The organism is Luteibacter sahnii, assembly GCF_034063545.1.
Lineage (GTDB): Bacteria > Pseudomonadota > Gammaproteobacteria > Xanthomonadales > Rhodanobacteraceae > Luteibacter > Luteibacter sahnii.
The window spans coordinates 26,923-47,144 of the sequence record NZ_JAQLOK010000011.1 but is presented as its reverse complement, the minus strand read 5'-3'; the positions used below and the strand labels follow the sequence as shown (position 1 = coordinate 47,144).

General features: G+C 68.2%; 20 protein-coding genes. 9 read left to right on the top strand and 11 right to left on the bottom strand.

What is annotated here, in order from left to right:
- The first annotated feature begins 301 nt into the window (after nucleotides 1-301).
- The 4 genes from PI246_RS17685 to PI246_RS17670 all read left to right on the top strand — a co-directional run bounded on the left by PI246_RS17685 (nucleotide 302) and on the right by PI246_RS17670 (nucleotide 5,606).
- A complete protein-coding gene (locus PI246_RS17685) occupies nucleotides 302-1,678 on the top strand; it encodes a Do family serine endopeptidase (protein WP_407069838.1) in 1,377 nt (458 codons plus the stop codon).
- Nucleotides 1,679-1,993: 315 nt separating this feature from the next.
- Nucleotides 1,994-3,463 (top strand): LysM peptidoglycan-binding domain-containing protein, encoded by a 1,470-nt coding sequence (locus PI246_RS17680; RefSeq protein ID WP_320552641.1) that lies wholly within the window; start codon nucleotides 1,994-1,996, stop codon nucleotides 3,461-3,463.
- Nucleotide 3,464: 1 nt separating this feature from the next.
- The gene (locus tag PI246_RS17675; protein WP_320552640.1) at nucleotides 3,465-4,163 is read left to right on the top strand and encodes an HAD family hydrolase; all 699 of its coding nucleotides are present in this window, start codon (nucleotides 3,465-3,467) and stop codon (nucleotides 4,161-4,163) included.
- A 66-nt stretch (nucleotides 4,164-4,229) separates the two neighbouring features.
- Complete coding sequence (locus PI246_RS17670) at nucleotides 4,230-5,606, top strand: leucyl aminopeptidase family protein (RefSeq protein ID WP_320552639.1); 1,377 nt, start codon at nucleotides 4,230-4,232, stop codon at nucleotides 5,604-5,606.
- A 99-nt stretch (nucleotides 5,607-5,705) separates the two neighbouring features.
- On the opposite strand, the gene PI246_RS17665 is transcribed toward PI246_RS17670, so the two are convergent.
- Nucleotides 5,706-5,987, bottom strand: coding sequence for a hypothetical protein (locus PI246_RS17665; protein WP_320552638.1), 282 nt, complete (start codon nucleotides 5,985-5,987; stop codon nucleotides 5,706-5,708).
- A gap of 105 nt (nucleotides 5,988-6,092) precedes the next feature.
- On the opposite strand from PI246_RS17665, the gene PI246_RS17660 reads away from it, so the two are divergent.
- Nucleotides 6,093-7,103: an alpha/beta fold hydrolase gene (locus tag PI246_RS17660; protein WP_320552637.1), complete on the top strand. Its 1,011-nt coding sequence runs from the start codon at nucleotides 6,093-6,095 to the stop codon at nucleotides 7,101-7,103.
- A 27-nt stretch (nucleotides 7,104-7,130) separates the two neighbouring features.
- On the opposite strand, the gene PI246_RS17655 is transcribed toward PI246_RS17660, so the two are convergent.
- From PI246_RS17655 to PI246_RS17615, 9 genes are all read right to left on the bottom strand, one after another.
- Entirely contained in the window at nucleotides 7,131-7,601 is a 471-nt protein-coding gene (locus PI246_RS17655) for a DUF4019 domain-containing protein (protein WP_320552636.1), read from the bottom strand.
- 95 nt (nucleotides 7,602-7,696) lie between these two features.
- Nucleotides 7,697-8,368 carry a hypothetical protein gene (locus PI246_RS17650; RefSeq protein WP_320552635.1) on the bottom strand — a complete coding sequence of 224 codons (672 nt, stop codon included), beginning with the start codon at nucleotides 8,366-8,368 and terminating at the stop codon, nucleotides 7,697-7,699.
- A 3-nt stretch (nucleotides 8,369-8,371) separates the two neighbouring features.
- Nucleotides 8,372-9,847, bottom strand: coding sequence for an anthranilate synthase component I (gene trpE, locus PI246_RS17645; RefSeq protein WP_320552634.1), 1,476 nt, complete (start codon nucleotides 9,845-9,847; stop codon nucleotides 8,372-8,374).
- Nucleotides 9,848-10,066: 219 nt separating this feature from the next.
- Nucleotides 10,067-12,064 carry an ATP-binding protein gene (locus PI246_RS17640; RefSeq protein WP_320552633.1) on the bottom strand — a complete coding sequence of 666 codons (1,998 nt, stop codon included), beginning with the start codon at nucleotides 12,062-12,064 and terminating at the stop codon, nucleotides 10,067-10,069.
- A 35-nt stretch (nucleotides 12,065-12,099) separates the two neighbouring features.
- The gene (pdsR, locus tag PI246_RS17635) at nucleotides 12,100-12,789 is read right to left on the bottom strand and encodes a proteobacterial dedicated sortase system response regulator (RefSeq protein WP_320552632.1); all 690 of its coding nucleotides are present in this window, start codon (nucleotides 12,787-12,789) and stop codon (nucleotides 12,100-12,102) included.
- Between the two features lie 399 nt (nucleotides 12,790-13,188).
- Nucleotides 13,189-13,911 carry a hypothetical protein gene (locus PI246_RS17630; protein WP_320552631.1) on the bottom strand — a complete coding sequence of 241 codons (723 nt, stop codon included), beginning with the start codon at nucleotides 13,909-13,911 and terminating at the stop codon, nucleotides 13,189-13,191.
- Nucleotides 13,912-14,026: 115 nt separating this feature from the next.
- Nucleotides 14,027-14,701, bottom strand: a complete 675-nt coding sequence (gene rpe / locus PI246_RS17625) for a ribulose-phosphate 3-epimerase (protein ID WP_320552630.1) — start codon at nucleotides 14,699-14,701, stop codon at nucleotides 14,027-14,029.
- A gap of 82 nt (nucleotides 14,702-14,783) precedes the next feature.
- Nucleotides 14,784-15,587: a co-chaperone DjlA gene (djlA, locus tag PI246_RS17620; protein WP_407069837.1), complete on the bottom strand. Its 804-nt coding sequence runs from the start codon at nucleotides 15,585-15,587 to the stop codon at nucleotides 14,784-14,786.
- Nucleotides 15,584-15,895, bottom strand: coding sequence for a c-type cytochrome (locus PI246_RS17615; RefSeq protein WP_320552629.1), 312 nt, complete (start codon nucleotides 15,893-15,895; stop codon nucleotides 15,584-15,586). Before PI246_RS17615 ends, djlA begins: the two co-directional genes overlap by 4 nt.
- A 107-nt stretch (nucleotides 15,896-16,002) precedes the next feature.
- Here PI246_RS17615 and PI246_RS17610 point away from each other — a divergent pair, with 107 nt between their 5' ends.
- The 4 genes from PI246_RS17610 (at nucleotide 16,003) to PI246_RS17595 (ending at nucleotide 18,087) form a co-directional block, all read left to right on the top strand.
- Nucleotides 16,003-16,899 carry a phosphoribosylaminoimidazolesuccinocarboxamide synthase gene (locus tag PI246_RS17610; protein ID WP_320552628.1) on the top strand — a complete coding sequence of 299 codons (897 nt, stop codon included), beginning with the start codon at nucleotides 16,003-16,005 and terminating at the stop codon, nucleotides 16,897-16,899.
- A 38-nt stretch (nucleotides 16,900-16,937) separates the two neighbouring features.
- Nucleotides 16,938-17,408, top strand: a complete 471-nt coding sequence (locus PI246_RS17605; protein ID WP_320552627.1) for an Mpo1 family 2-hydroxy fatty acid dioxygenase — start codon at nucleotides 16,938-16,940, stop codon at nucleotides 17,406-17,408.
- Nucleotides 17,405-17,815 carry a hypothetical protein gene (locus tag PI246_RS17600; RefSeq protein ID WP_320552626.1) on the top strand — a complete coding sequence of 137 codons (411 nt, stop codon included), beginning with the start codon at nucleotides 17,405-17,407 and terminating at the stop codon, nucleotides 17,813-17,815. Before PI246_RS17605 ends, PI246_RS17600 begins: the two co-directional genes overlap by 4 nt.
- A gap of 89 nt (nucleotides 17,816-17,904) precedes the next feature.
- Entirely contained in the window at nucleotides 17,905-18,087 is a 183-nt protein-coding gene (locus tag PI246_RS17595) for a DUF2061 domain-containing protein (RefSeq protein ID WP_320552625.1), read from the top strand.
- On the opposite strand, the gene PI246_RS17590 is transcribed toward PI246_RS17595, so the two are convergent.
- A complete protein-coding gene (locus PI246_RS17590) occupies nucleotides 18,064-20,184 on the bottom strand; it encodes a beta-agarase (protein WP_320552624.1) in 2,121 nt (706 codons plus the stop codon). The two genes, PI246_RS17595 and PI246_RS17590, sit on opposite strands and share 24 nt — an antisense overlap.
- Between the last annotated feature and the right edge of the window lie 38 nt (nucleotides 20,185-20,222).

The following is a 20,222-nucleotide window of genomic DNA, read 5'->3' as shown; positions in this document are numbered from 1 at the left end:
GGCACCCTTTGCAGGGCGCGTCGACCGTCCATGGCCCGTCGCCAACCCCTTCAGGGGAAAACCCCTTTGACGGCGACGGTTTGAAACGGGAACCTGAGTCTCCGCAACACCATTACTTGGTGACGAGCGAGTGACGGAACACAAGATGTTGTGGTTGCGGCCGGTGTGAACCTTAGCGCCGGAGCATACCGATGTAAAGTGTCGGCCGACGCCGTCTCACCGTGTGAAACCGAACGGCTTCGACGCGGTCGAAGGCGCCGATCCACGTGCCCCGGAGCACACCCGCCAAGGAGTTCCTGTCATGCGTTCAACCCTTTATCGGCACACCACCCGACTCGTCCTCGGCGCCGTCCTCGCGATGGCGCTGGCACCGCCGACGATGGCCGGCACCGCCCTGCCCGCGTCCATCGATGGCCAGCCCATGCCTTCGCTGGCGCCGATGCTGGCGAAAGTCACGCCCGCGGTAGTCAACATCTCCACCAAGACGCGCGTACGCACGCGCGATGCGTATTTCGACGATCCGCTGTTCGGTCAGTTGTTCGGCATGCAGGGCGCGCCGCGCGAGCGGGTGGCGCAGAGCCTGGGCTCGGGCGTGGTGGTGGACGCGGCCAAGGGCTACGTGCTCACCAACAACCACGTGGTGGGCGGCGCGGACGACATCACGGTCACCTTGCAGGATGGACGCGACCTCAAGGCGAAGCTGATCGGAACCGACCCGGACACCGACGTGGCGGTGCTGCAGATTCCCGCCCAGGACCTCCAGGCGCTGCCCATCGCCGATTCGGCGCAGCTGCGCGTGGGTGACTTCGTGGTGGCGGTGGGCGATCCGTTCGGGCTGGGCCAGACGGCGACCTCGGGCATGGTCTCGGCGCTCGGTCGGTCCGGGCTGGGCAAGGGCATCCAGAACTTCATCCAGACCGATGCCTCGATCAACCCCGGTAACTCGGGCGGCGCGCTGGTGAACCTGCGCGGTGAACTGGTGGGCATCAATTCGATGATCTTTACCCCGTCGGGCGGCAACGTGGGCATCGGCTTCGCCATCCCCACCGACCTGGCCACCGGCGTGATGAAGCAGTTGCTGGCCTACGGCAAGGTGCGCCGGGGCAACCTGGGCGTGGAGGTGCAGGACATCACCCCGCGCGTCGCCCAGGCGCTGGGCCTGAAGGACACCAACGGCGCGGTGGTCACCCGGGTGAACGACGGCTCGCCGGCCGACGGTGCCGGGTTGCAGACGGGCGACGTGCTGACCGCAGTGGACGGCAAGACGGTGCGCAACGCGCAGGACGTGCGTAATGCCGAAGGGCTGCTGCCGCTCGGCGCGAAGGTGACGCTCTCGGTGCGGCGCGAGGGTTCGGCGCGAGAGGTGGAGGCCACCATCGCGGCGGTGAAGCTGGCGACGCTTGACGGCGGCAAGGTCGACAAACGCCTGGCCGGGGTGACCCTGAGCGACCTCTCGCCGGAGCAGAAGGCCGGCGGGCTTTACGGCGTGTCGCTGGCCTCGGTGCAGCGCGGGTCGGCGGCCTACGCGGCCGGGTTGCGCGACGGCGACGTGGTGGTGGCGGTGCAGCGCCAGCGGATCAACGGGGTGAAGTCCCTGCCGACGACGGGCTCGCTGCCGGTGCGGCAGTTGTTGCTGTCGGTCGTGCGGGATGGCGACGTGTATTACGTGGTGCTTTGATGGGAGGCTGAGGGGCGCCGCATCGCCGACACGGTCGGCTCCATCCCCTCGGTAGCAAGGCCAAGGCCATCCGGGTCACCCTTTTCTGGGGGAGCGCGCCCTGCGCGCGACCGGAGCGTCGCTACCGGAGGGGTGGGAGCCGACCGTGTCGGCGATGGGTCTGGACGCGGTTCGGGGCGGGCAAATTCCCTACAGCCTACGTTCCGTTTCATCCCGGCACGATGCTGAACGATGTCGATGGTGCGCCAGCGCCTGCAATGGCCCACAATGGCGCCCTCTTGCCAACCCCGTTCCGTCCCGAGGTTCTAGCCGTCCATGTCCTTTCGTCTCACGCGACTGTTCACCGCCACGTTGATCGGCCTTAGCGCCTCCGCCACCGTCCTTGCCGCCGGCTCCCAGTTGATCTGGCGCGGCGACGTCACCACCGCTCGCGGTGTGGTCACCGACGTGGCCAAGGCCTGGGAGAAATCCGGCAAGGGCAAGATCGAGCTCCAGCCGTTCAATACCGCCTCGGGCATCGATGCCGTGTCCAAGGGCACCGCCGACCTTGCCGGTTCGGCCCGCCCCAGCATCGGCGCCGCCGAGCAGTCGCTCACCTTCACGCCGGTGGCGTGGGACGCCCTGGTGATGGTCACCTACCCGTCCAACCCGGTGAGCAACATTTCGCTGATGCAGCTCCATGAGATCTACATGGGCCACATCACCAACTGGAAGGAACTCGGCGGCGACGACGCCCCGATCAACCTCTACTCGGTCGCCAGCCCCAACGACGGCGTGGAATACAGCATGCGCAAGCTGCTGTTCGGCCGCGGCAACCAGCCGGTGGCCTCGCCGCGCCTCTACGTGAACACGGCCAAGCTCGAAGAGGGCGTCACCCTCGACCGCCATGGCCTGGGTGCCTCCACCCTCGGTGGCGTGGCGGGCAACAAGAAGCTGAAGCTGCTCTCCGTCGATGGCGTGTCCCCGTCGGAATCCACCATCGCCAGCGGCGCCTATCCGCTCTACACCGAGCTTTACCTGGTGTCGAACGACACCAGCCCGAAGGCGGCCGACGTGAAGGACTTCATCGCCTTCGTCACCTCCAGCGCCGGCAGTTCGCTGCTACGTGCGCACGACCTGGTGCCTTACGCCGACGGCGCCTCGCTGGCCGCTGGCGACGCCGCCCGCCGCGCGAAGATCGCCTCTACCGTGGGCACCCGCAAGAACGCTGGCCAGCCGATGACCACCGCCGAGCCGGCCGTGGCCGCCGCGGCCGCGCCGACCGCGCCCACGAAGGAAACCGCCGTTGCCACCACGAAGGGCAAGGGCAAGGCCGCGAAGGAAGCCAAGGCCACCGTGGCCGCCGAGCCGTCGCAGTTCGCGAAGGTCGCGTCCAGCGTCGCCACCACGGCGCACCAGGGTTTCTCGGGCATCCGTGGCGAAGCCATCACGGTGTCGGACAACGCCAAGCGGGGCGGTCGCTTCGCCAAGGTCACCGCCGACGTGGTCACGGTGAAGGGCAAGCCCGTCGCCAAGCCGGTCGACGCCTCGGAAAAACCCTCGGGCAAGATCGACACGCCCAAGGCTACCGAGGCCAAGCCGGCCAAGGCCGAGCCGAAGCCGGTCGCCAAGGCCGAGAAGAAGGAAAAGGCCGCCGCCGGCCGCACCTACAAGGTGTCGCAGGGCGACACGCTCTACTCCATCGCCAAGCGCAACAACCTCGACGTGAACGAGCTGCGCTCGCTCAACGGCCTGAAGGACAACAACGTCCACCCGGGCCAGGTGCTAAAGGTCGGCGCGCGTTGACGTGACCATCCGCGCCATCACGCTCGACCTCGACGACACGCTCTGGCCGGTGCTTCCGGCCCTCATCGAGGCCGAGCACTGCGCGGATCGCTGGCTCAAGCAACACCATCCCGACGTCGCGCTCGCATGGCCCATCGAGGCCATGCGAGCGCTTCGCGAGAAGATCACCGTCGATTATCCGCATCTCGCGCACGACTTCAGCGAGCAGCGCCGCCTCACCATCCGCCATGCCTTCGCCGAGTGCGGTATCGCCGAGGCGCCGGTGGAAGAGCTCTGGCGCATCTACTACGTGGCGCGCAACAACGTCGAGCTGTATCCCGACAGCCTCGCGGCGTTGGAGCGCATCGCCGCCCGCCTTCCGATCGCCAGCGTCTCCAACGGCAACGCCGACCTGGAGATGATCGGCCTGCATCATCTCTTCCATGCCCGGGTGAACGCCTCGGGCGTGGGCGCGGCCAAACCCGATCCGAAGATCTTCCTGCATGCCGCCGAGGCCCTGGGCGTGGCGCCGACGCAGATTCTCCACGTGGGCGACGATCCGTTGCTCGACGTGGTGGGCGCGCACGCGGTGGGCATGCGCACCGTGTGGCTCAACCGCACAGGTGACGCCTGGTCGCATGGGCCCGAGCCGGACTTTGTTTTCAGCAATATGACCGAACTCGCCGATTGGGTTGAGACGGCGACGGACACCCACCGGTAGAATGGGGTTACGCTGATTGCAACGAATCACTGGCGCAGGTAGGCACCGCGCCGAACGGGAGTCCTGATGTCGCCGCTGATCGAACGCAAGTCCGGAAAACGTCGCAGCATTCCGATCGAAACCGTGGATGTGGCCGGACTGCCCGATGCCGAAGCGCGCCTTGCCCCTGCCCATCGGCAGTGGATGACGTCCACCGGCTTCCGGGGCCTCCCCGGCGCCTGCCTCGTCTTACCCGACACCCGTGGCGCGATCGCGCGCGTGCTGGTGGGCGTGGATCGTACCGATCCGCTGTCCGCGCTGGGGGATTTTGCGCGTCGCTTGCCGGAGGGCGTGTACGAGATCGCCGATGAGGGCGTGATCGAGGATCGCGACCTGCTGGCCCTGGGCTGGGCGCTGGGCGCCTATCGATTCGATCGCTATCGCAAGGCCGGGCGCGCGACCGCGTCGCTGGCCGTGGAAGGCTCGGTGCTGCGTTCGCTGCAGCCCATCGTCGACGCCACCACGCAGGTGCGCGACCTGGTCAACACGCCCACCGAAGACATGGGGCCGGAACACCTGGCCGAGGCGATCCACGCGCAGGCAGCCGAACACAAGGCGAAGGTGCGCGAATGGGTGGGCGATGAACTGCTGTCGTCCAACTTCCCCACTATCCATGCCGTGGGCCGCGCCAGCCATCGCGCGCCACGGTTGATCGAGCTCACCTGGGGCAAGCAGTCGAACCCGAAGCTGACCATCGTCGGCAAGGGCGTGTGCTTCGACACCGGCGGCCTGGACATCAAACCGTCCGACGGCATGCGCTGGATGAAGAAAGACATGGGCGGCGCGGCGCATGCCATCGCCCTGGCCGGCCTGGTGATGGGCGCGAAGCTGCCGGTGCGGCTGACGCTGCTCGTGCCGGCGGTCGAGAACGCGATCGCCGGCAACGCGATGCGTCCGGGCGAGGTGATCCGCACGCGTGCGGGGCTGACGGTGGAGGTGGACAACACCGATGCCGAAGGGCGTTTGATCCTGTGCGACGCGCTGGCGTATGCGGCAGAGCAGGCGCCGGACCTGATCGTGGATTTCGCCACGTTGACGGGTGCGGCGCGCGTGGCGCTGGGACCCGAACTGCCCGCGCTGTTCACCAATCGCGACCAGCTGGCCGATCACGTGATCGGCGCGGCGGAAGTCACGCACGATCCGATGTGGCGTCTGCCGCTGTGGCGCCCGTACCGTCGCATGCTCGATTCGTATATCGCCGACTTCGCCAACGCGGGGCCGTCGCGCCACGCCGGTGCGGTGACGGCTGCGCTCTACCTCGAGCGGTTTATTCCCGAGGGTCAGAACTGGATGCACCTGGACACGTACTCGTGGAACGACGGCGACCGGCCCGGGCACCCGCGCGGCGGCGAAGCGCAGGGGTTGCGGGCGTTCTTCCGGTTCTTGAGCGAGCGGTATTCCTGAGGGTTGGCGGTGTGCTCGCGATAACCGGCCACCGAGGCCGTAGGCACCGGCCTGCGCCGGTGCGACGCACCGACCCGTCGTCGCGGCACAGGCCGGGATTTACGCCCCTTCGGACGCCCCCGCACGCGCCTGCCTGAAGGCCACCACCGCTCGCAAATTGCGCTCCAGTTCCGCGATCGTCAGGGGAAAATACTGCTCGTCGCGATCGCTCGCCTGCCAGCTCGCCACGCGCTGATCCGTCACGGGCACGCCGGAGGCATTCAACGCCGCGCGCACGTCGGCAGGATCCAGATCCGTGGCTTGGAGGATCAATTGCCACAGCCAGTTCATGCGCTGCGGGTCGACGCCGCGGGTCATGGGCGGGCGAATGTAGTCGGGCATGGCGAAGGCCTCGGGATTGCGAAGGGGCGGAGTGTAGCCCGATGCCTCGCCACGAGACCGCGACGCCCCGCACCGTACCCTCGATGCACCTCACGGAGCGCCTCCATGCATCGACTCGCCGCCGCCCTGCTCGCCCTCGCCGCCGCCCTGCTCGCCCTCGCCGCGCCCGCGTTCGCCGACACGCCCACGGTGCCCGACCTCGGCGCGCGCCTGGAACGTGCCGAATATCCCTACCCGGTGACGATGTTTCCCGTCGCCAGCCAGGGCCAGTCGCTGGAGATGGCCTATATGGACCTCACACCGGTCCGACCGAACGGACGCGCCGTGGTGCTGCTGCACGGCAAGAACTTCTGCGGCCCCTACTGGAAAGACACCGCCGACCGGCTCGTCGGCCAGGGCTATCGCGTGGTGATCCCCGATCAGATCGGCTTCTGCAAGTCGTCCAAGCCACGCGGTTACCAGTACAGCATCGCGCAGCTGGCCGCGAACACCCACGCGCTGCTGGCGAGCCTGGGGATCGCGAAGGTCACCGTCGTAGCGCATTCCATGGGTGGCATGATCGGCGCGCGCTATGCGCTGATGTTTCCGCAAGGCACCGAAAAACTCGTGATGGTCGACCCGCTCGGGCTCGAGGACTGGAAGGCCAAGGGCGTGCCCTGGCGCAGCGTCGACGAGGGGTATCGCAGCGAGTTGAAAACCTCCTATGCGAGCATCCGGGCGTATCAGCTCAAGAGCTATTACGACGGACACTGGAAGCCGGGGTACGACGCGTGGGCGGTGATGCAGGCGGGGCAATACCAGGGCGCGGGCCGCGAGGTGTCGGCGTGGGCCGGTGCGCTGACCTACGACATGATCGTCAACCAGCCGGTGGTGTATGAGTTTGCGCAGATCCGCGTGCCGACGGTGCTGATCATCGGGCAGCGGGATCGGACGGCCGTGGGGAAGGATGCCGCGCCTGCGGGCATACGCGAGACGCTGGGCGACTACCCGACCCTGGGGCGCGAGGCGGCGTCGCGGATTCCGGGAGCGCGGCTGATCCCGCTGGAGGGTCTGGGGCACTCGCCGATGATCGAGGCGCCGGAGCGGTTCGCGAAGGCGTTGGACGAGGCGCTTTGAGTGCCCGATCCCATCGTCGACAGGCACTCACACCTCGCGCTGCACCGGTCGGATCACATACCCCACGGGTAACCAGCCGGCGGCGCCCGGCGCCAGCGACACGGTTTCGAACTGCGAGGCCTGCGCGAAATGCGCCACGAAGATCACGTTGAGGTAATCGCCGACCGGCAGACCCACCGGATCGCGCACACGCGTCACCTCGAACCACTCGCGCCCCTGCAACGCACCGCGGTCGACGCGGATACGGCGGATGTAATGGGCCCATTCCTCGCGGGACACCAGCCGCTGCATCAACGCCCCGGCTTCGAGCCACATCGCGTCGGGCCGGCGCGTCTCGGACAGGCGCACCCAGTGCGTCGCCCGGCCCACGGCGTGGTCGAGCGAATTCGGTTGCGGGCCCAAGGCAGGCGTCTGGGCGATCGTGAGCAGCGTGCCGAACGTGGCGGCGCTGGGTGTCATGGCAGCGACCTTGCCGGCGGTCGCGGGGTGCTGGCGCATGGACCGGTCCTCCCTGTGGACAGTCACAGGGTGGGCGTTGCCGCGCCCTGGGACAATCCGACGGAAGGCCTAGCTCGCGCGCAGGGCGCGTTGCCTCAGCGCTTGCCGAACGCCAACACCTCGGCGGTGTAGGTCTCCACCACGAGGCTGAACGGCTGGTTCGTGCCCGTATACAGCACCGCCCGGTGACGCAGCACGTCGTGCGGAATCGACAGCGGCCCGGCGTGGTTCGCGGGCAGCGGGGCGCCCATCTCCCACCCCTTGGGCAACGGCGTCCAAAGCAGGTCGGCGCTGATCGTCTGACGACGGAAGTGCAGCGGCTGGACCACCTTGCCGAACGGCTGGTCGGTGGTGTCGAGCGCCTGGTTCATCTCGGGCGTGAGCCGCGACGGCACATACCAGTTGTCGGCTTCGGACAGCACGTGTTCGCCGCAGGTCAACTGCACCCGGCGATATCGCACGGGCTCGTCCGGACCGATCCCAAGCGTCTGGCGGTCGGCGGCCGGCAGCGGTTTGTCCTGTCCCTTCACCCGGTGGGCGACGATCGTCGCGTCGCCCGCCAGGGCGTGATCGCCACACCAGCGCTCGAGGGTGAGCGTGGCGCTGGGATGGCTGAGCAGGTCGGCGTTGAGCGTCTGCAGCAACGCCAGCGCCTGCGTGCGCGACGCGAGGTCGTCGGTGAAGGCGTCGCGCGCCGCAACGGGCGCGCTGCTGGCGGCGGCCATCACGGCGAGCGAGCCGGCGGCGAAGAAAGCACGCGAATCCATGGATCAGAGGCCCTTGGCTGCCTGGGCCACGGCGCGGAACAGCGCGCGACCCTTGTTCATCGTTTCTTCCCACTCGGCGGCGGGATCGGAGTCGTACACCACGCCGCCGCCCGCCTGCACGTGCAGCCGGCCATCCTGGATCACGGCGGTGCGAATGGCGATGGCCGTGTCGGCGTCGCCCCACCAGCCAAGCCAGCCGATGGCCCCGGCGTAGATGTTGCGTTTGAAAGGTTCCAGTTCCTGGATGATCTCCAGGGCGCGGATCTTCGGCGCGCCACTGACGGTACCGGCGGGGAATGTCGCCTTGATGACGTCCATGTACGACATGCCGTCCTTCAGGTCGCCTTCGACCTGCGACACGATGTGCATCACGTGCGAATAGCGCTCCACCACGAAGGATTCGGCCAGTTGCACCGTGCCAGTCTGGCTCACGCGACCCACGTCGTTGCGGCCGAGGTCGATGAGCATGAGGTGCTCGGCGCGCTCTTTCGGATCGGCGAGCAGCTCGTTTTCGAGCGCGACGTCTTCGGCGGCGTCCTTGCCGCGGCGGCGCGTGCCAGCGATGGGGCGCAGCACCACGCGGCCGTTCTTCAGCCGCACGAGGATCTCGGGCGACGAACCGACGATCTGCGTGCCGCCGATGTCGATGAAGAACATATACGGCGACGGATTCATCGCGCGCAGCGCGCGGTAGACATCGACGGGGCGCGCGTTGAACCCCACGCTCAGGCGCTGCGAGGGCACCACCTGGAAGATGTCGCCGGCGCGGATGTATTCCTGCGCGGTGCGGACCATGGCTTCATATTCCTCGCGGGTGAACGAGGATTTGAAATCGGATTCGTCGATGGCCGCCGGTTGCAGCATCTGCGGGTACGACGCGCCTGCCTGGCGCAGGCGGAAGGTCAGCGCGTCGAGGCGGCGGTTCGCTTCCGCGTAGGCCTGGGGACGCGACGGATCGGCATGGACGATGAGGTAAAGGCGGCCCTTGAGGTTGTCGAACACCGCCAGCTCGTCGGCGAGCATCAGCAACACGTCGGGGGTGCCCAGTTCGTCGCGCTTGTCCCACTGGGCGAGGCGCTTTTCGATGTAGCCGATGGTCTCGAAGCCGAAGTAGCCGACGAGGCCACCGTTGAAATCGGGCAGGCCCGGCAGCTTCGGCACGACGTACTGCTGGCGCAGCACCTCGATCTCGGCGAGGGGGTCGTCCAGGTGGCGGCGCTCGATGACCTCGCCGTTGTCTTCCACTTCGAGCTCGTGGCCGCGCAGGCGGTACACCCGCCTGGCCGGCAGGCCGATGATGGAATGGCGTCCCCAGGTGGCGCCGCCCTCGACCGATTCGAACAGGAAGGTGTACGGGCCGTCGGCCAGCTTCAGGTACACCGACAGCGGGGTATCGAGATCGGAGAAGACCTCGCGCACCAGCGGAATGCGGGTGTGGCCCTGCGCGGCGTAGGCGTCGAATTGTTCGCGGGAGATCATGGGGTGGACGGGCTGGAGAATGACCTGCGATTGTAAGCGCAGGAGCGCGCCCTGCGCGCGATCCGGCGGAAGCCGGCCCGGGACGCGGGAGCCTCGCACCAAGGAGGTAGCGACCTCGCTCGCATGAGCCGCTTGAGGGTTCGCGGATGCGATCCGCGCCCACCGGGGCATGGCGTCTTTCGTCTTAGCCCGTTCGAGGGTTCGCGCGCGGGTCGCGCCTCACGCCAACCGCTGTCGCGCCATCCCCTTGAGGTGCAGCGTAAACGCCACGCCGCCCTCGATGTTGCACGCGCTGGCCGACCCCTGGTGCCGCTCGGCCACCAGGCGCACCACGTAGAGCCCCAGCCCCAGGTGGGGCGCTTCGCCGGGCGTGGCTTTGTCGCGCAGGCTCACCAGCGAATCGAACAGGCGACCCTGCATGGCCGCCGGCAACGACGGCCCCTGGTTGGCCAACGTGATATCCGCGCCGTCCGGCGTGGGCGACAGCGTGACGCGCAGCCAGCCGTCGGCCGGCGTGAACGACACCGCGTTGTCGAAGAGCTTGTCCAGCGCCTGCGCCATCAGTTCCGGCGAGACATGCATGCGGATCGGTTCATCGGGCAGCGACGTGTCGATGCGCCGTCCACCGGCCAGGACGCGGTAGCCGTCGGCGCAGCCGCGCACGATCTCGGCGAGGTCTACGTCTTCGGCTTCCGCGGCCGCGATGGCGCGTTCCATCCGGCTGGCTTCGCTCATCGCCCGCACCAGCGCGCCCAGCCGCGCCACGCCGTCACGGGCCCGGGCCAGATAGGGCTCGGCCTCGGCGGGCAAGCCGGCATGGTCGAGGTTGTCCAGCGAGGATTTCACGATCGCCAGCGGTGTGTTGAGCTCGTGCGAGAGTTTGGAGGCCAGGGTGCGCAGGTAGTCGGTGTAGCCCCCCACCACCTCGAAGAGCCGCGCGAAGCTGCGGGCCAGATCACCGAGTTCGTCGGTGGCATCGGTGAGCGGGAAGGGACCATCCAGGCGACCATCGTTGTCCTGCGCGCGTTCGGCGGCGTTACGCAGGCGCCGCAGACGGAAGGTCAGGCGCGTGGCGAACAGCAGCAGCACGCCACCGGCCACCAGCAACACACCGAAGCTCACGATAAGCAGGCCGAAGAGCGCACGATTGGCGAGCAGCGGCACGGCGCGACTGGGCTGTTCGAGCAACACCACGCCGTGCAATTTGCCGCGAATGGTGACCGGCATGGCCGCGGCCAGCACGACGCTCCCACGGGCCTCGCCCACGCGCCACGCGGTGGACGGCTTGCCCTCAAGCGCGCGACGCACTTCGGGCAGGTCGATGCGCGGCACGTCTTCGGCCCACGCCCCGGCGTCGTCCAGTCGCGTGGCGACGAGCGAGCGGTAGATCAGGGAAGCAAACCAGCCGGGTCGTTCGGCCAGCGGCTGGTCGGGCAAGGCCAGCTTGCCGCTCTGCGCCATCAACCACCCGTCGGGCGACACCACGCGTACGCGCACGCCGTCGGGGGCCAGGCGCGACAGCTCCTGCGACAAGGCCGGGGAGAAGTCGAGTAGCGGCCGGTTGTCCGCCGTGAGCGGCTCGGGATCGCCGTCGGCGGCCAGGTGCACGCCGACGCCGAAGTGATCCAGGCGAAGCCCGCGCGGCAGGCGGAACTCCACATGGAAGCCGCCCCCGTCTTCCTGCCACTGCGCGTTGATGCGATCGGGCAACACGCCCGCTTCCGGATCGAGCGCGATGGCCGTGGTGGGGCCGGGCGCGGCGCTGGCGAGCAGGTAACGCTGCGCGTCATCGCCGCTGGCGATGGAGACGATGAGGTGGTCGGCGGTCAGCGCCAGCCGGTCGCCCGCGTCGGCGCGACGCCGCTGGCCCGCGCGCACGTCCACGTAGAAATAGAGCCAGTGGCTGTCTTCGGCGAGCATCAGCCGGGCGTGCTGGCCCAACGGCTGGGCCCAGGGACTGAGCGGCGCCCAGTCGTCGCCGTAGCCGTCGATGGTGATCGGCACGTTGCTCGGCTGCACGTACCACGCCGGACCGGCCGGCGGCAGTGGCGCATCCACCACCACGAGGCTGCGCGCCATGGCGCGCGCGGATGCCACGAGCGCCTGGGCCTGGCCTTCGCGCAGCAGGGTCTCCATCTGGCGCACGTAGAGCCACCCGGCCACGGGCAGGGCCAGGGTGCACAGGGCGACGAGAAGGAGTTTCTGTCGGAGGGTCATCTATCGCGATGGACCGCTGGCACGCGTGCCAGGGGTCACGGCGTCCAGCGGTAGCCCACGCCGTGCACGGTCTCGATCGCGTCGAAATCCGGCGCCAGCGCCACGAACTTCTTGCGGATGCGCTTGATGTGCGAGGTGATGGTGGCGTCGTCGACGACCAGTTCGGCTTCGCGCATGAGCTGGTCGCGGTTCTTCACGTGGCCGGGGAATCGCACCAGGGTGTGCACCATCCAGAATTCGGTGACCGTCAGCGGGATTTCCACGCCGTTCCAGGTGATCCGCATGCGCTCCGATTCCAGGCGCAGCGGGCCGTGTTCGATCACCATCTCGCTCGACGCCGGCGCCTTCAGCGACTCGATGCGCCGGAACAGCGCGGCGATGCGCGCGGCGAGCTGGTGCAGGCTGGTGTCCTTGGAGAGGTAGTCGTCCGCGCCCAGGCGAAGACCGGAGATCACGTCGAAATCCGAATCGCGCGCGGTGAGGAAGATGATCGGCAGCGTGGCCGATTTGGCGCGCAGCTCGCGGCACAGGTCGAAGCCGCCCTCGGGCTCGTCACCCAGGCCGATATCGATGATCACCAGCTCGGGCAGGCGCATCGCGAAGGCGGTGGACGCCTCGCCACGCGAGCCGTAGCCGCGGGTCTCGTAGCCGAAGCGGTTGAGTGCCTCGACATAGTTGGCGCGGATGAGAGGTTCGTCTTCGACGATGGCGATGCTGCGGGCCATGGGTACTTCCGTGAAAGGGGATCGGCGAGCGCAGGGTGCTATGCCGGGGTGTGTTCCGCAAGCCTTCGAAACCTTCACGGGGCCGTTGCCATGGGTTTGCCACGAATAGCCACCGGATTGCCCCATGGGGGCCGTTTACGGCGCCGCTTCCGGCGTTTCACTGTTCACCACGGCGGCCACTGCGGCGCCGAAAGGAACCCCGCCATGAAAACCAAGCTCGACGCCGACAACTCCGAACTCGAACGCGACTTCGAACCGCTTCGTGTGCTGCTCGCCCTGGGCGCGCTCGTCCTCGGCGTGCTGTTCAGCCTGCACTGACCCTTCCCTTCCCCCTGGGACGCTCCTCGCGGAGCCCCTTCGCTCCCCCGGTCCCGTGGCCGGGGGAGATTTTTCGCGCCGTCAATCGGCGCGCGGTGCCACCGTGCTGATGGGCACCAACGTGGCGTCGCCCACGAAGACCCGGCTGTCGTAGCCTCGGAAGAAGTCGGCCTTCTGGACCTGCAGGTAGCGCGCCAGGGAGAAGCCGCTCTGCATCCCGAGAAGATGCGGGTTTTCGGGCATGGTCAGGCCGTCGATGAACACGCTGCCGCCGAAGTCCACCGCCCAGGCGATCTCGCGGTAGGCGCGGGTGAAGCGGCGCTCGGCGCGGGGCCCGGCGACGGCATCGCCGTACGTCGCCTTCAGTTGGAGCCAGTACGCGTTGGCCTGGGCCAGTTCGTCGGTGGACGCCTGCTTGTACGCGGAGATGAAGCTCGGCTCGTAGGCGGGGTCGTGGCGTTCCGCCGCGAGCGCCAGCCAGGCCAGCCCGAGAGGACGATTCTTTTCGGCGTGATCGCCGTTGAAATACATGATGCCGAGGGCGTATTGGGCGGGCTTGCTGGCCCAGGCCGCGGCATCCTTGAGGCTCTCACGGGCCATGCCAGGGTGGCCGCTCCAGTAGTTTCGCGCCGCCGAGCAGAAGTAGTAATCGCCGGGGAGGAAGCGTTCGAGGCCGCCGGGGCATGGCTGCAACGAGGCCGAGACCGCGTCCCGCTGGTCGGGAAGGGGCTCGGGGCGTTCGCGGGCGACCGCGAGGCTGGACGCGCACAGGAGCGAAAGCGACAGCAGGATCGATGATTTCATCGTCGTGTCCTTCGGTGGGCCTCCCCGGGCGGGGTTTAGCGTAGCACCCTGGATTCGCGCTCGACGCTTTCGCGCGCGGGGCGCACGCCTGCATGGCGCCCCCGGCGGCGTTGGCTCAGCCGTTGTCGATCGCCGCGTGCATGCGGCGGATCACGTCGGCGTAGTCCGGCGCGGTAAAGATGGCCGAACCCGCCACGAAGGTGTCGGCGCCCGCGGCGGCGATCTGGCCGATGTTGTCGGCGTTGACGCCGCCGTCGACCTCAAGCCGGATGGGGCGCCCGCTGGCGTCGATGCGCTCGCGCACCTGGCGGATCTTCTCCAGCGCCGAGGGGATGAATGTCTGCCCGCCGAAACCGGGGTTCACCGACATGATCAGCACCATGTCGATGGTGTCGAGCACGTGGTCGAGCCAGTTCAGCGGCGTGGCCGGGTTGAACACGAGCCCGGCCTCGCACCCCTCGCCCTTGATGAGCTGGATGGTGCGGTGAACGTGCTCGGAGGCTTCCGGATGGAAGCTGATGCTCGTGGCCCCCGCCTTGGCGAAGTCCGGCACGATGCGGTCGACCGGCTTCACCATGAGGTGCACGTCGATGTGCTCCTGGATGCCATAGTCGCGCAGCGCCTTGAGCACCATCGGGCCGATGGTGAGGTTGGGCACGTAGTGGTTGTCCATCACGTCGAAGTGCACCCACTGCGCACCGGCGTCGAGCACCTTGCGCGTGTCTTCGCCGAGGCGGGCGAAGTCGGCCGAGAGGATGGACGGGGCGATGATCGGGGATAGCTTGGACATGGGACGCTCCGTGGGCAACGTGCTGGCGTTCGGTGATGTCGCGTCAGGATAAGGCGGCGCGGGTCGACGCGCCGTGGCCGGCTTACTTGAAGCCGCGCTCGGTCTTGATCCGTTCGTAGGCCGCGTTGATCTCGCTGGCGCGGTCCTCCGCGCGGCGACGCATGTCTTCGGGAAGATCGCCCAGGCGATCGGGATGGTGTTCGGAAATCAGCTTGCGATAGGCGCGCTTGATGGCGCGTTCGTCCGAATCGCGCTGGATGCCGAGCACGGCGTAGGGATCGGGGCCCTGGGTGTTCCGCTGCGGTGGCACGTAGCCGCCGCCATGGCCGCCACCCTGCGAGCGGCCGCCCGGGCCCGCGTTCCACGCGTAGCCTTTCATCGCCATGAGCGCCATGAGCTCCATGTCGCTCACGCGCAGCGCAAACGCGAGCTCGCGCAGGATGGCCATCTTCGCGGGCGACGGCGCGCCTTCGGCGAGCACGGTGTCGATCACCACGTCGATGACGGGGAACGCGTGGTCGCGCCGGTGACCGACCCACTGGCGCAGTTCGTCGATGACCGGGCTGGCGTTGAACTCGGGCTGCTTGCCTTCGTTGAAGGCGGCGATGGCCTTGCGCCGTTCGTCCTGGTCGAGGCCCATGCGCGCCATCAGGCGCTCGGCGATGGCGATCTCGGCTTCGGACACGCGCCCGTCGGCCTTGGCGACCGCGCCGATGAGGGCGAAGAGCGGCGCCACGTAGCCACCCTGCGCGGGCGTGCGACGACGTTGCTGGCGGCTGGCGTCGAACATGAAGCCCAGCGCGCCGCCGACGAGGATGCCGAGCAGACTGTAATGGGTGAGCCAGAAGCCGATCATGGCTCCGATGAAGGCACCGGTGAGGTTCATGGCGCGCCCTTGGCGGGAGTCTGGGCGGAGAACCAGTCGGCGAGCTGGTCCAGCTCCGCATCGGTGAGGGGACCGACCGCCGCGCGCATCATCGGGATGTCGCGGCGGCCGTCGCGGTATTGGGCGAGCGCCGCCCGGAGGTAATCGCGCTTCTGCCCGGCCAGGTTGGGTGCGCCGGGGATGCGTGCCATGCCGTCTTCGCCATGGCACGCCGCGCACAGGCCCAGGCGCGCGGGCCTGGCGGGCGGCGCGGCGAGGACGGGAGCGGAGAAGGCCAGGAGGACAGCCGCGATCGTGAAATGGCGCATGGCAAGGCTATGGGGGCGGTAACCGCAGATTCTAGCAGGCTGCCCCATCGGTCATGGCGCGCCGCTTCCGGAGATACAATGGGAATTTCCCGCACCGGAGCCTTGACGTGCCCACCACCCTGAGCCAATCCGACCTGCCCGGCCTGGACCTCATCCATCGCGGCAAGGTTCGCGACGTCTACGCCCTGCCCGGCAACCGCCTGCTCATGGTGGCGACCGATCGCCTGTCGGCGTTCGACGTGGTGCTGCCCGACCCCATCCCGGGCAAGGGCGAGATGCTGACGCAGATCTCCAACTTCTGGTTCGGCAAGACGGAGCACATCCTTCCCAACCACCTCACCGGCGACGATCTGGCCTCGGTGCTGCCGGCCGGGGTGGATCCGGCGCTCTACGAAAAGCGCGCGGTGGTGACCAAGCGCCTGAAGCCGGTGCCGGTGGAGGCGATCGCCCGCGGCTACCTGATCGGCTCGGGCTGGAAGGACTACCAGGCCACCGGCGCGCTCTGCGGCATCACCCTGCCGCCCGGCCTGCGCCAGGCCGAAAAACTGCCCGAACCGATCTTTACGCCATCGACCAAGGCCGCCGTGGGCGATCACGACGAAAACGTGAGCTTCGATGCCGTGGTCGCCGCCGTGGGCGAAGAGCTCGCCAACGCCGTGCGCCAGGCCACCCTGGACATCTACCGCTTCGCCGCCGCCTACGCGGCCGAGCGCGGCATCATCGTGGCCGACACCAAGCTTGAGTTCGGCACCGACGAGAACGGCGTGCTGCACGTGATGGACGAGATGCTCACCCCGGATTCCTCGCGCTTCTGGCCTGCCGAGGGCTACGAGGTGGGCATCAGCCCGCCCAGCTACGACAAGCAGTTCGTCCGCGACTACCTCGAGCGCATCGGCTGGAACAAACAGCCGCCCGCCCCGAAGGTGCCCGCCGACGTCATCCAGGGCACGGCCGACAAATACGCCGAAGCGCTCGACAAGCTCGCCGGGTTGCGATTGAGCTAACGTAGCGGTCCCGCGGGCGGGTTTCACGGAGGCAGGGCATGCGCGACGCAGCGACGTGGTTCGGCAACTACAGCCGCGACCACCAGAACCCGACCAACCGGCTGATCCACTGGATCTGCGTGCCGGCGATCACCTGGACGGTGGTCGCCTTCGTCTGGCTGATCCCGGTGCCCACGTGGCTGGGCCGGCCCGGTCTGTGGGCGGTGGTGGCGATGTTCCTCGCCTTCTGCTTCTACTATTACCGGCTCTCGCGAGCCATCGGCGTGGCCATGGCCGCCGCCTTCGTGACGCTGGCCTTCGTCACCGACATCCTCTACCGCGGCATCGGCGCCACGAACCTCGCCTGGCTGGCCGTCGGGGTGTTCGTAGTGGCATGGGTGGGCCAGTTCGTCGGCCATCGCATCGAAGGCAAGCGGCCGTCGTTTCTCACCGACCTGCAATACCTCCTGATCGGCCCCGCCTGGCTCATGAGCAAGGCGATGACCCGTTTCGGCGTGCGCTACGAATGACCCAGCCCCTGCTGACCCTGCTCTCGGCCGCCATCTGGTGGGTGATCTATTCCAGCGCCGCCGCCGTGGTGCCGGCCGTGATGATCTGGGCGATCCTGCGCTGGCTGGAGCGCACCCCGGTGGTGTTCAACCGGGCCTATTTCGCCAGTCTGCTGTGGGCGCTCTCGGTGGTGGCGCTGGGCGGCCTGGTGATCGCTGCCCAGCATGGGCAGGCGGCGGGCCAATCGGTGTTCGCCCTGCCCTGGATGCGTGGCGTGCTGGTGGTGGGGATGCTGATCGGCGCGTTTCTGGTCTGGCGCCTCGTGCCCCGCGTGGATGCCCGCCGGGTCAAGCCCACCAGCGCCTGCATGGCCGTGGCGATGGTCATGATGGTAGTGATGGTGGTGGGCACCACGCTGCATCGATAGGGCCCACCTATCGCGGCGATCGAAACGATGCGTTGGACTCGGGGATGGCGATCCCCATAATGAGAGTCATTCTTATTGGAGAGTCCGTCATGGCCCGTTCGATCAAGTTCGCGGCGACGCACTTCAGCATCGCTTTTTCCATGAGCTACGCGGTGAACCAGAACCTGGCCATCAGCACCCTGGTGGGCATGGCCGAACCGCTCTGCTTCGCGATCGGCCGCACCGCCGCGCGCGAAGCCCACGTGGGCTTATCGGCCGCGCCCGCTGCCTGATCCACCGCCCACGCGGGCGTTGGTCGCGGTCACGTCGCGGGTGAAGCCGTCGAACGGGATGTCGGTGATGCCGACAAGCCCTATGTGCGCGTTTTCGCCGTCGAGCACGCGACCGGTCACCGGCTGGTCGACGTACTGGAACCAGTGCGTGCCCACGATCACGCCCGACGCGTTCGCCGCATCGACGAAGCGCGCGTAGGCCTTGCCTCGTTCGGCTTCGCGGGCCACCCCGACCACGCCGTTGCCGAAGGGACCCCGGTCCGCCGAGCCGAAGTGGAACTCCGTGATCATCACCGGCTTGTCCCACCGACGGAATTCGGCCACGTCGAAACCATGTTCCGGCAGGTCGGTGTAGGTGTTGATACTGGTGACGTCGGCGACGGTGGCGCTGGCTTCTTCCACTTCCGGCGTGCGCACCGCTAGGCGACCGCCGAGGAAGAGATGGTGCGGATCGGCCTTCTTCAGCACCTGGGCGACGGTCTGGAAATAACGCGTGGCGTACGCCTTGAGAAAAGCGATGTCGTCGGCCGCGATGGCCGGATGCGCTTCGTTGGGATCGGGCGCATGGAAGCCCGCGGCGGCGACGTGGTTCCAGTCGGTCGCCTCGACGCCCCACGCTTTCGCGAACGCCGCGACGTCCGGGTAGCGCTGTTTGAGTTGGGCCATGAAGGCCTGCTTGGCCGGGCTTTCGGGCCCCTGCGCCAGCGCGCCCATGGCGAGCGCCCAGCGCCCCTGGGGACCCTGCCCCGCCCAGGCCAGTTCGTTGTCGGCGAAGTAGCCCAGCAACCATGGATCGTCGCGCACGGTGCGCGTGGCGGCGGCCACGGCATGCTCGGTGGCCGTGACGAAACGCGGGTCGAACGGGTCGGGCATGCGGCCCCAGTAATCGTAGCCCGTGCTCACGGTGTTGAAGTCACCACGAATCAGGATCGGCACGGTGTAGGCCATGCGCCGGTCGGTCGCGAACGCGGGGTCGCTCCAGTTGCCGAGCGTGTTGAAGCGCCAGGCCTTGAGGCGATCGAGCGTCCGGGCGCGCCATGCCTTGGCGAAATCGTCGCCGAGGGTGCGGGCCACATTGTTGGCGTAGATGTCCCACCATCGACCGTGGTTCATGCCGTTGTCGCGTTGCGAGCCGTTGTCGCTGCGACTGTCGGCGGTGCCACCGAAGCGGCCGCTCGCGCCGGACGCATCGGTGAACATGAACTCGCGGCCCTGCACGTAGGTGCGGCCGTCGGTGTGATTGACCGCATTGACGCCGAGGGAGAAGAACGCGTGCCCTTCGGGGGTCACCAGCCACCATCGGCCATTTTGCTTTTGCGTGTGGAACCACCCGGTGGCCTTCATCGCCGCAAGATCGGTACGTCCGCCGTAGCGGTCGAGCCCGGCCACCGCGTCGACGTGAGGCGTGGCGTCGGCGCGTCGTTTCAGTTCGGCGTCGCTGGCGATCTTTTCCGGCCAGGTGGCGCGGGTGTATTGCCCGTACCGATCGACGATACCGGTGTAGGCGGCCTTGAGGTCGGCGTCGCCGGGCACGTCGTCGATCGCGCCGATGAGCACGGTCTGCGCCGCCCCCGGCTGCGGCATGGAGAGTGTCACGGACGAAACATGGGCCGCGTCGATCGCGCCGTCCACCGACGTGGCGACGAGCCGCTTGATCTTGCCGTCGTCGAACGGCATCGGCGGGCCCACCTGCATGCCGAAGGCGCGGGGCGACGTGGCATGGAGCGGGAGCGACAACGTCTGCGGCGGCCCGGGCGGAAGCCCGACGGTGGTTTTCAGGTGCGTGTCGCCAGAGGCCACGTCGACGATCAACGTCACCGGCCAGGGCATGCCGTTCTGTACGCGCAGGCGCATCGTGCCATTCGCGGGCCAGTGCCATGCCCCCTGCGTGGGCGAGAGCGTCAGCGAGGGCGCGACCGACGGTTGGAACGTGAGCGCGACGAGTTCGCTACCGTCGGCGGCCTTGCGCACGGTGGGATCGAGCGTGGCGTTCGTCGCCTTGACGCGCAGCGCGGTGCCGGGATGCACCGGATCGACGGCCGCCGCGTGGGCGATCGCCGGCAGGCCAAGGAAGGCGAAGGTCAGGATCGTGCGCATTCGCTTACTGTCCCATGGGGCGCGTGAATCGTCGTTGG

Coding starts and splice junctions, on each gene's coding strand:
- PI246_RS17665 (WP_320552638.1), bottom strand. CDS start 5,987: ATGCCCGACTACATTCGCCCGCCCATGACCCGCGGCGTCGACCCGCAG.
- trpE (WP_320552634.1), bottom strand. CDS start 9,847: ATGATCTCCCGCGAACAATTCGACGCCTACGCCGCGCAGGGCCACACC.
- PI246_RS17615 (WP_320552629.1), bottom strand. CDS start 15,895: ATGCGCCATTTCACGATCGCGGCTGTCCTCCTGGCCTTCTCCGCTCCC.
- PI246_RS17595 (WP_320552625.1), top strand. CDS start 17,905: ATGGCCCGTTCGATCAAGTTCGCGGCGACGCACTTCAGCATCGCTTTT.
- djlA (WP_407069837.1), bottom strand. CDS start 15,587: ATGAACCTCACCGGTGCCTTCATCGGAGCCATGATCGGCTTCTGGCTC.
- PI246_RS17670 (WP_320552639.1), top strand. CDS start 4,230: ATGTCGCCGCTGATCGAACGCAAGTCCGGAAAACGTCGCAGCATTCCG.
- PI246_RS17655 (WP_320552636.1), bottom strand. CDS start 7,601: ATGCGCCAGCACCCCGCGACCGCCGGCAAGGTCGCTGCCATGACACCC.
- PI246_RS17680 (WP_320552641.1), top strand. CDS start 1,994: ATGTCCTTTCGTCTCACGCGACTGTTCACCGCCACGTTGATCGGCCTT.
- PI246_RS17640 (WP_320552633.1), bottom strand. CDS start 12,064: ATGACCCTCCGACAGAAACTCCTTCTCGTCGCCCTGTGCACCCTGGCC.
- rpe (WP_320552630.1), bottom strand. CDS start 14,701: ATGTCCAAGCTATCCCCGATCATCGCCCCGTCCATCCTCTCGGCCGAC.
- PI246_RS17660 (WP_320552637.1), top strand. CDS start 6,093: ATGCATCGACTCGCCGCCGCCCTGCTCGCCCTCGCCGCCGCCCTGCTC.
- PI246_RS17605 (WP_320552627.1), top strand. CDS start 16,938: ATGCGCGACGCAGCGACGTGGTTCGGCAACTACAGCCGCGACCACCAG.
- PI246_RS17590 (WP_320552624.1), bottom strand. CDS start 20,184: ATGCGCACGATCCTGACCTTCGCCTTCCTTGGCCTGCCGGCGATCGCC.
- PI246_RS17685 (WP_407069838.1), top strand. CDS start 302: ATGCGTTCAACCCTTTATCGGCACACCACCCGACTCGTCCTCGGCGCC.
- PI246_RS17630 (WP_320552631.1), bottom strand. CDS start 13,911: ATGAAATCATCGATCCTGCTGTCGCTTTCGCTCCTGTGCGCGTCCAGC.
- PI246_RS17600 (WP_320552626.1), top strand. CDS start 17,405: ATGACCCAGCCCCTGCTGACCCTGCTCTCGGCCGCCATCTGGTGGGTG.
- PI246_RS17650 (WP_320552635.1), bottom strand. CDS start 8,368: ATGGATTCGCGTGCTTTCTTCGCCGCCGGCTCGCTCGCCGTGATGGCC.
- pdsR (WP_320552632.1), bottom strand. CDS start 12,789: ATGGCCCGCAGCATCGCCATCGTCGAAGACGAACCTCTCATCCGCGCC.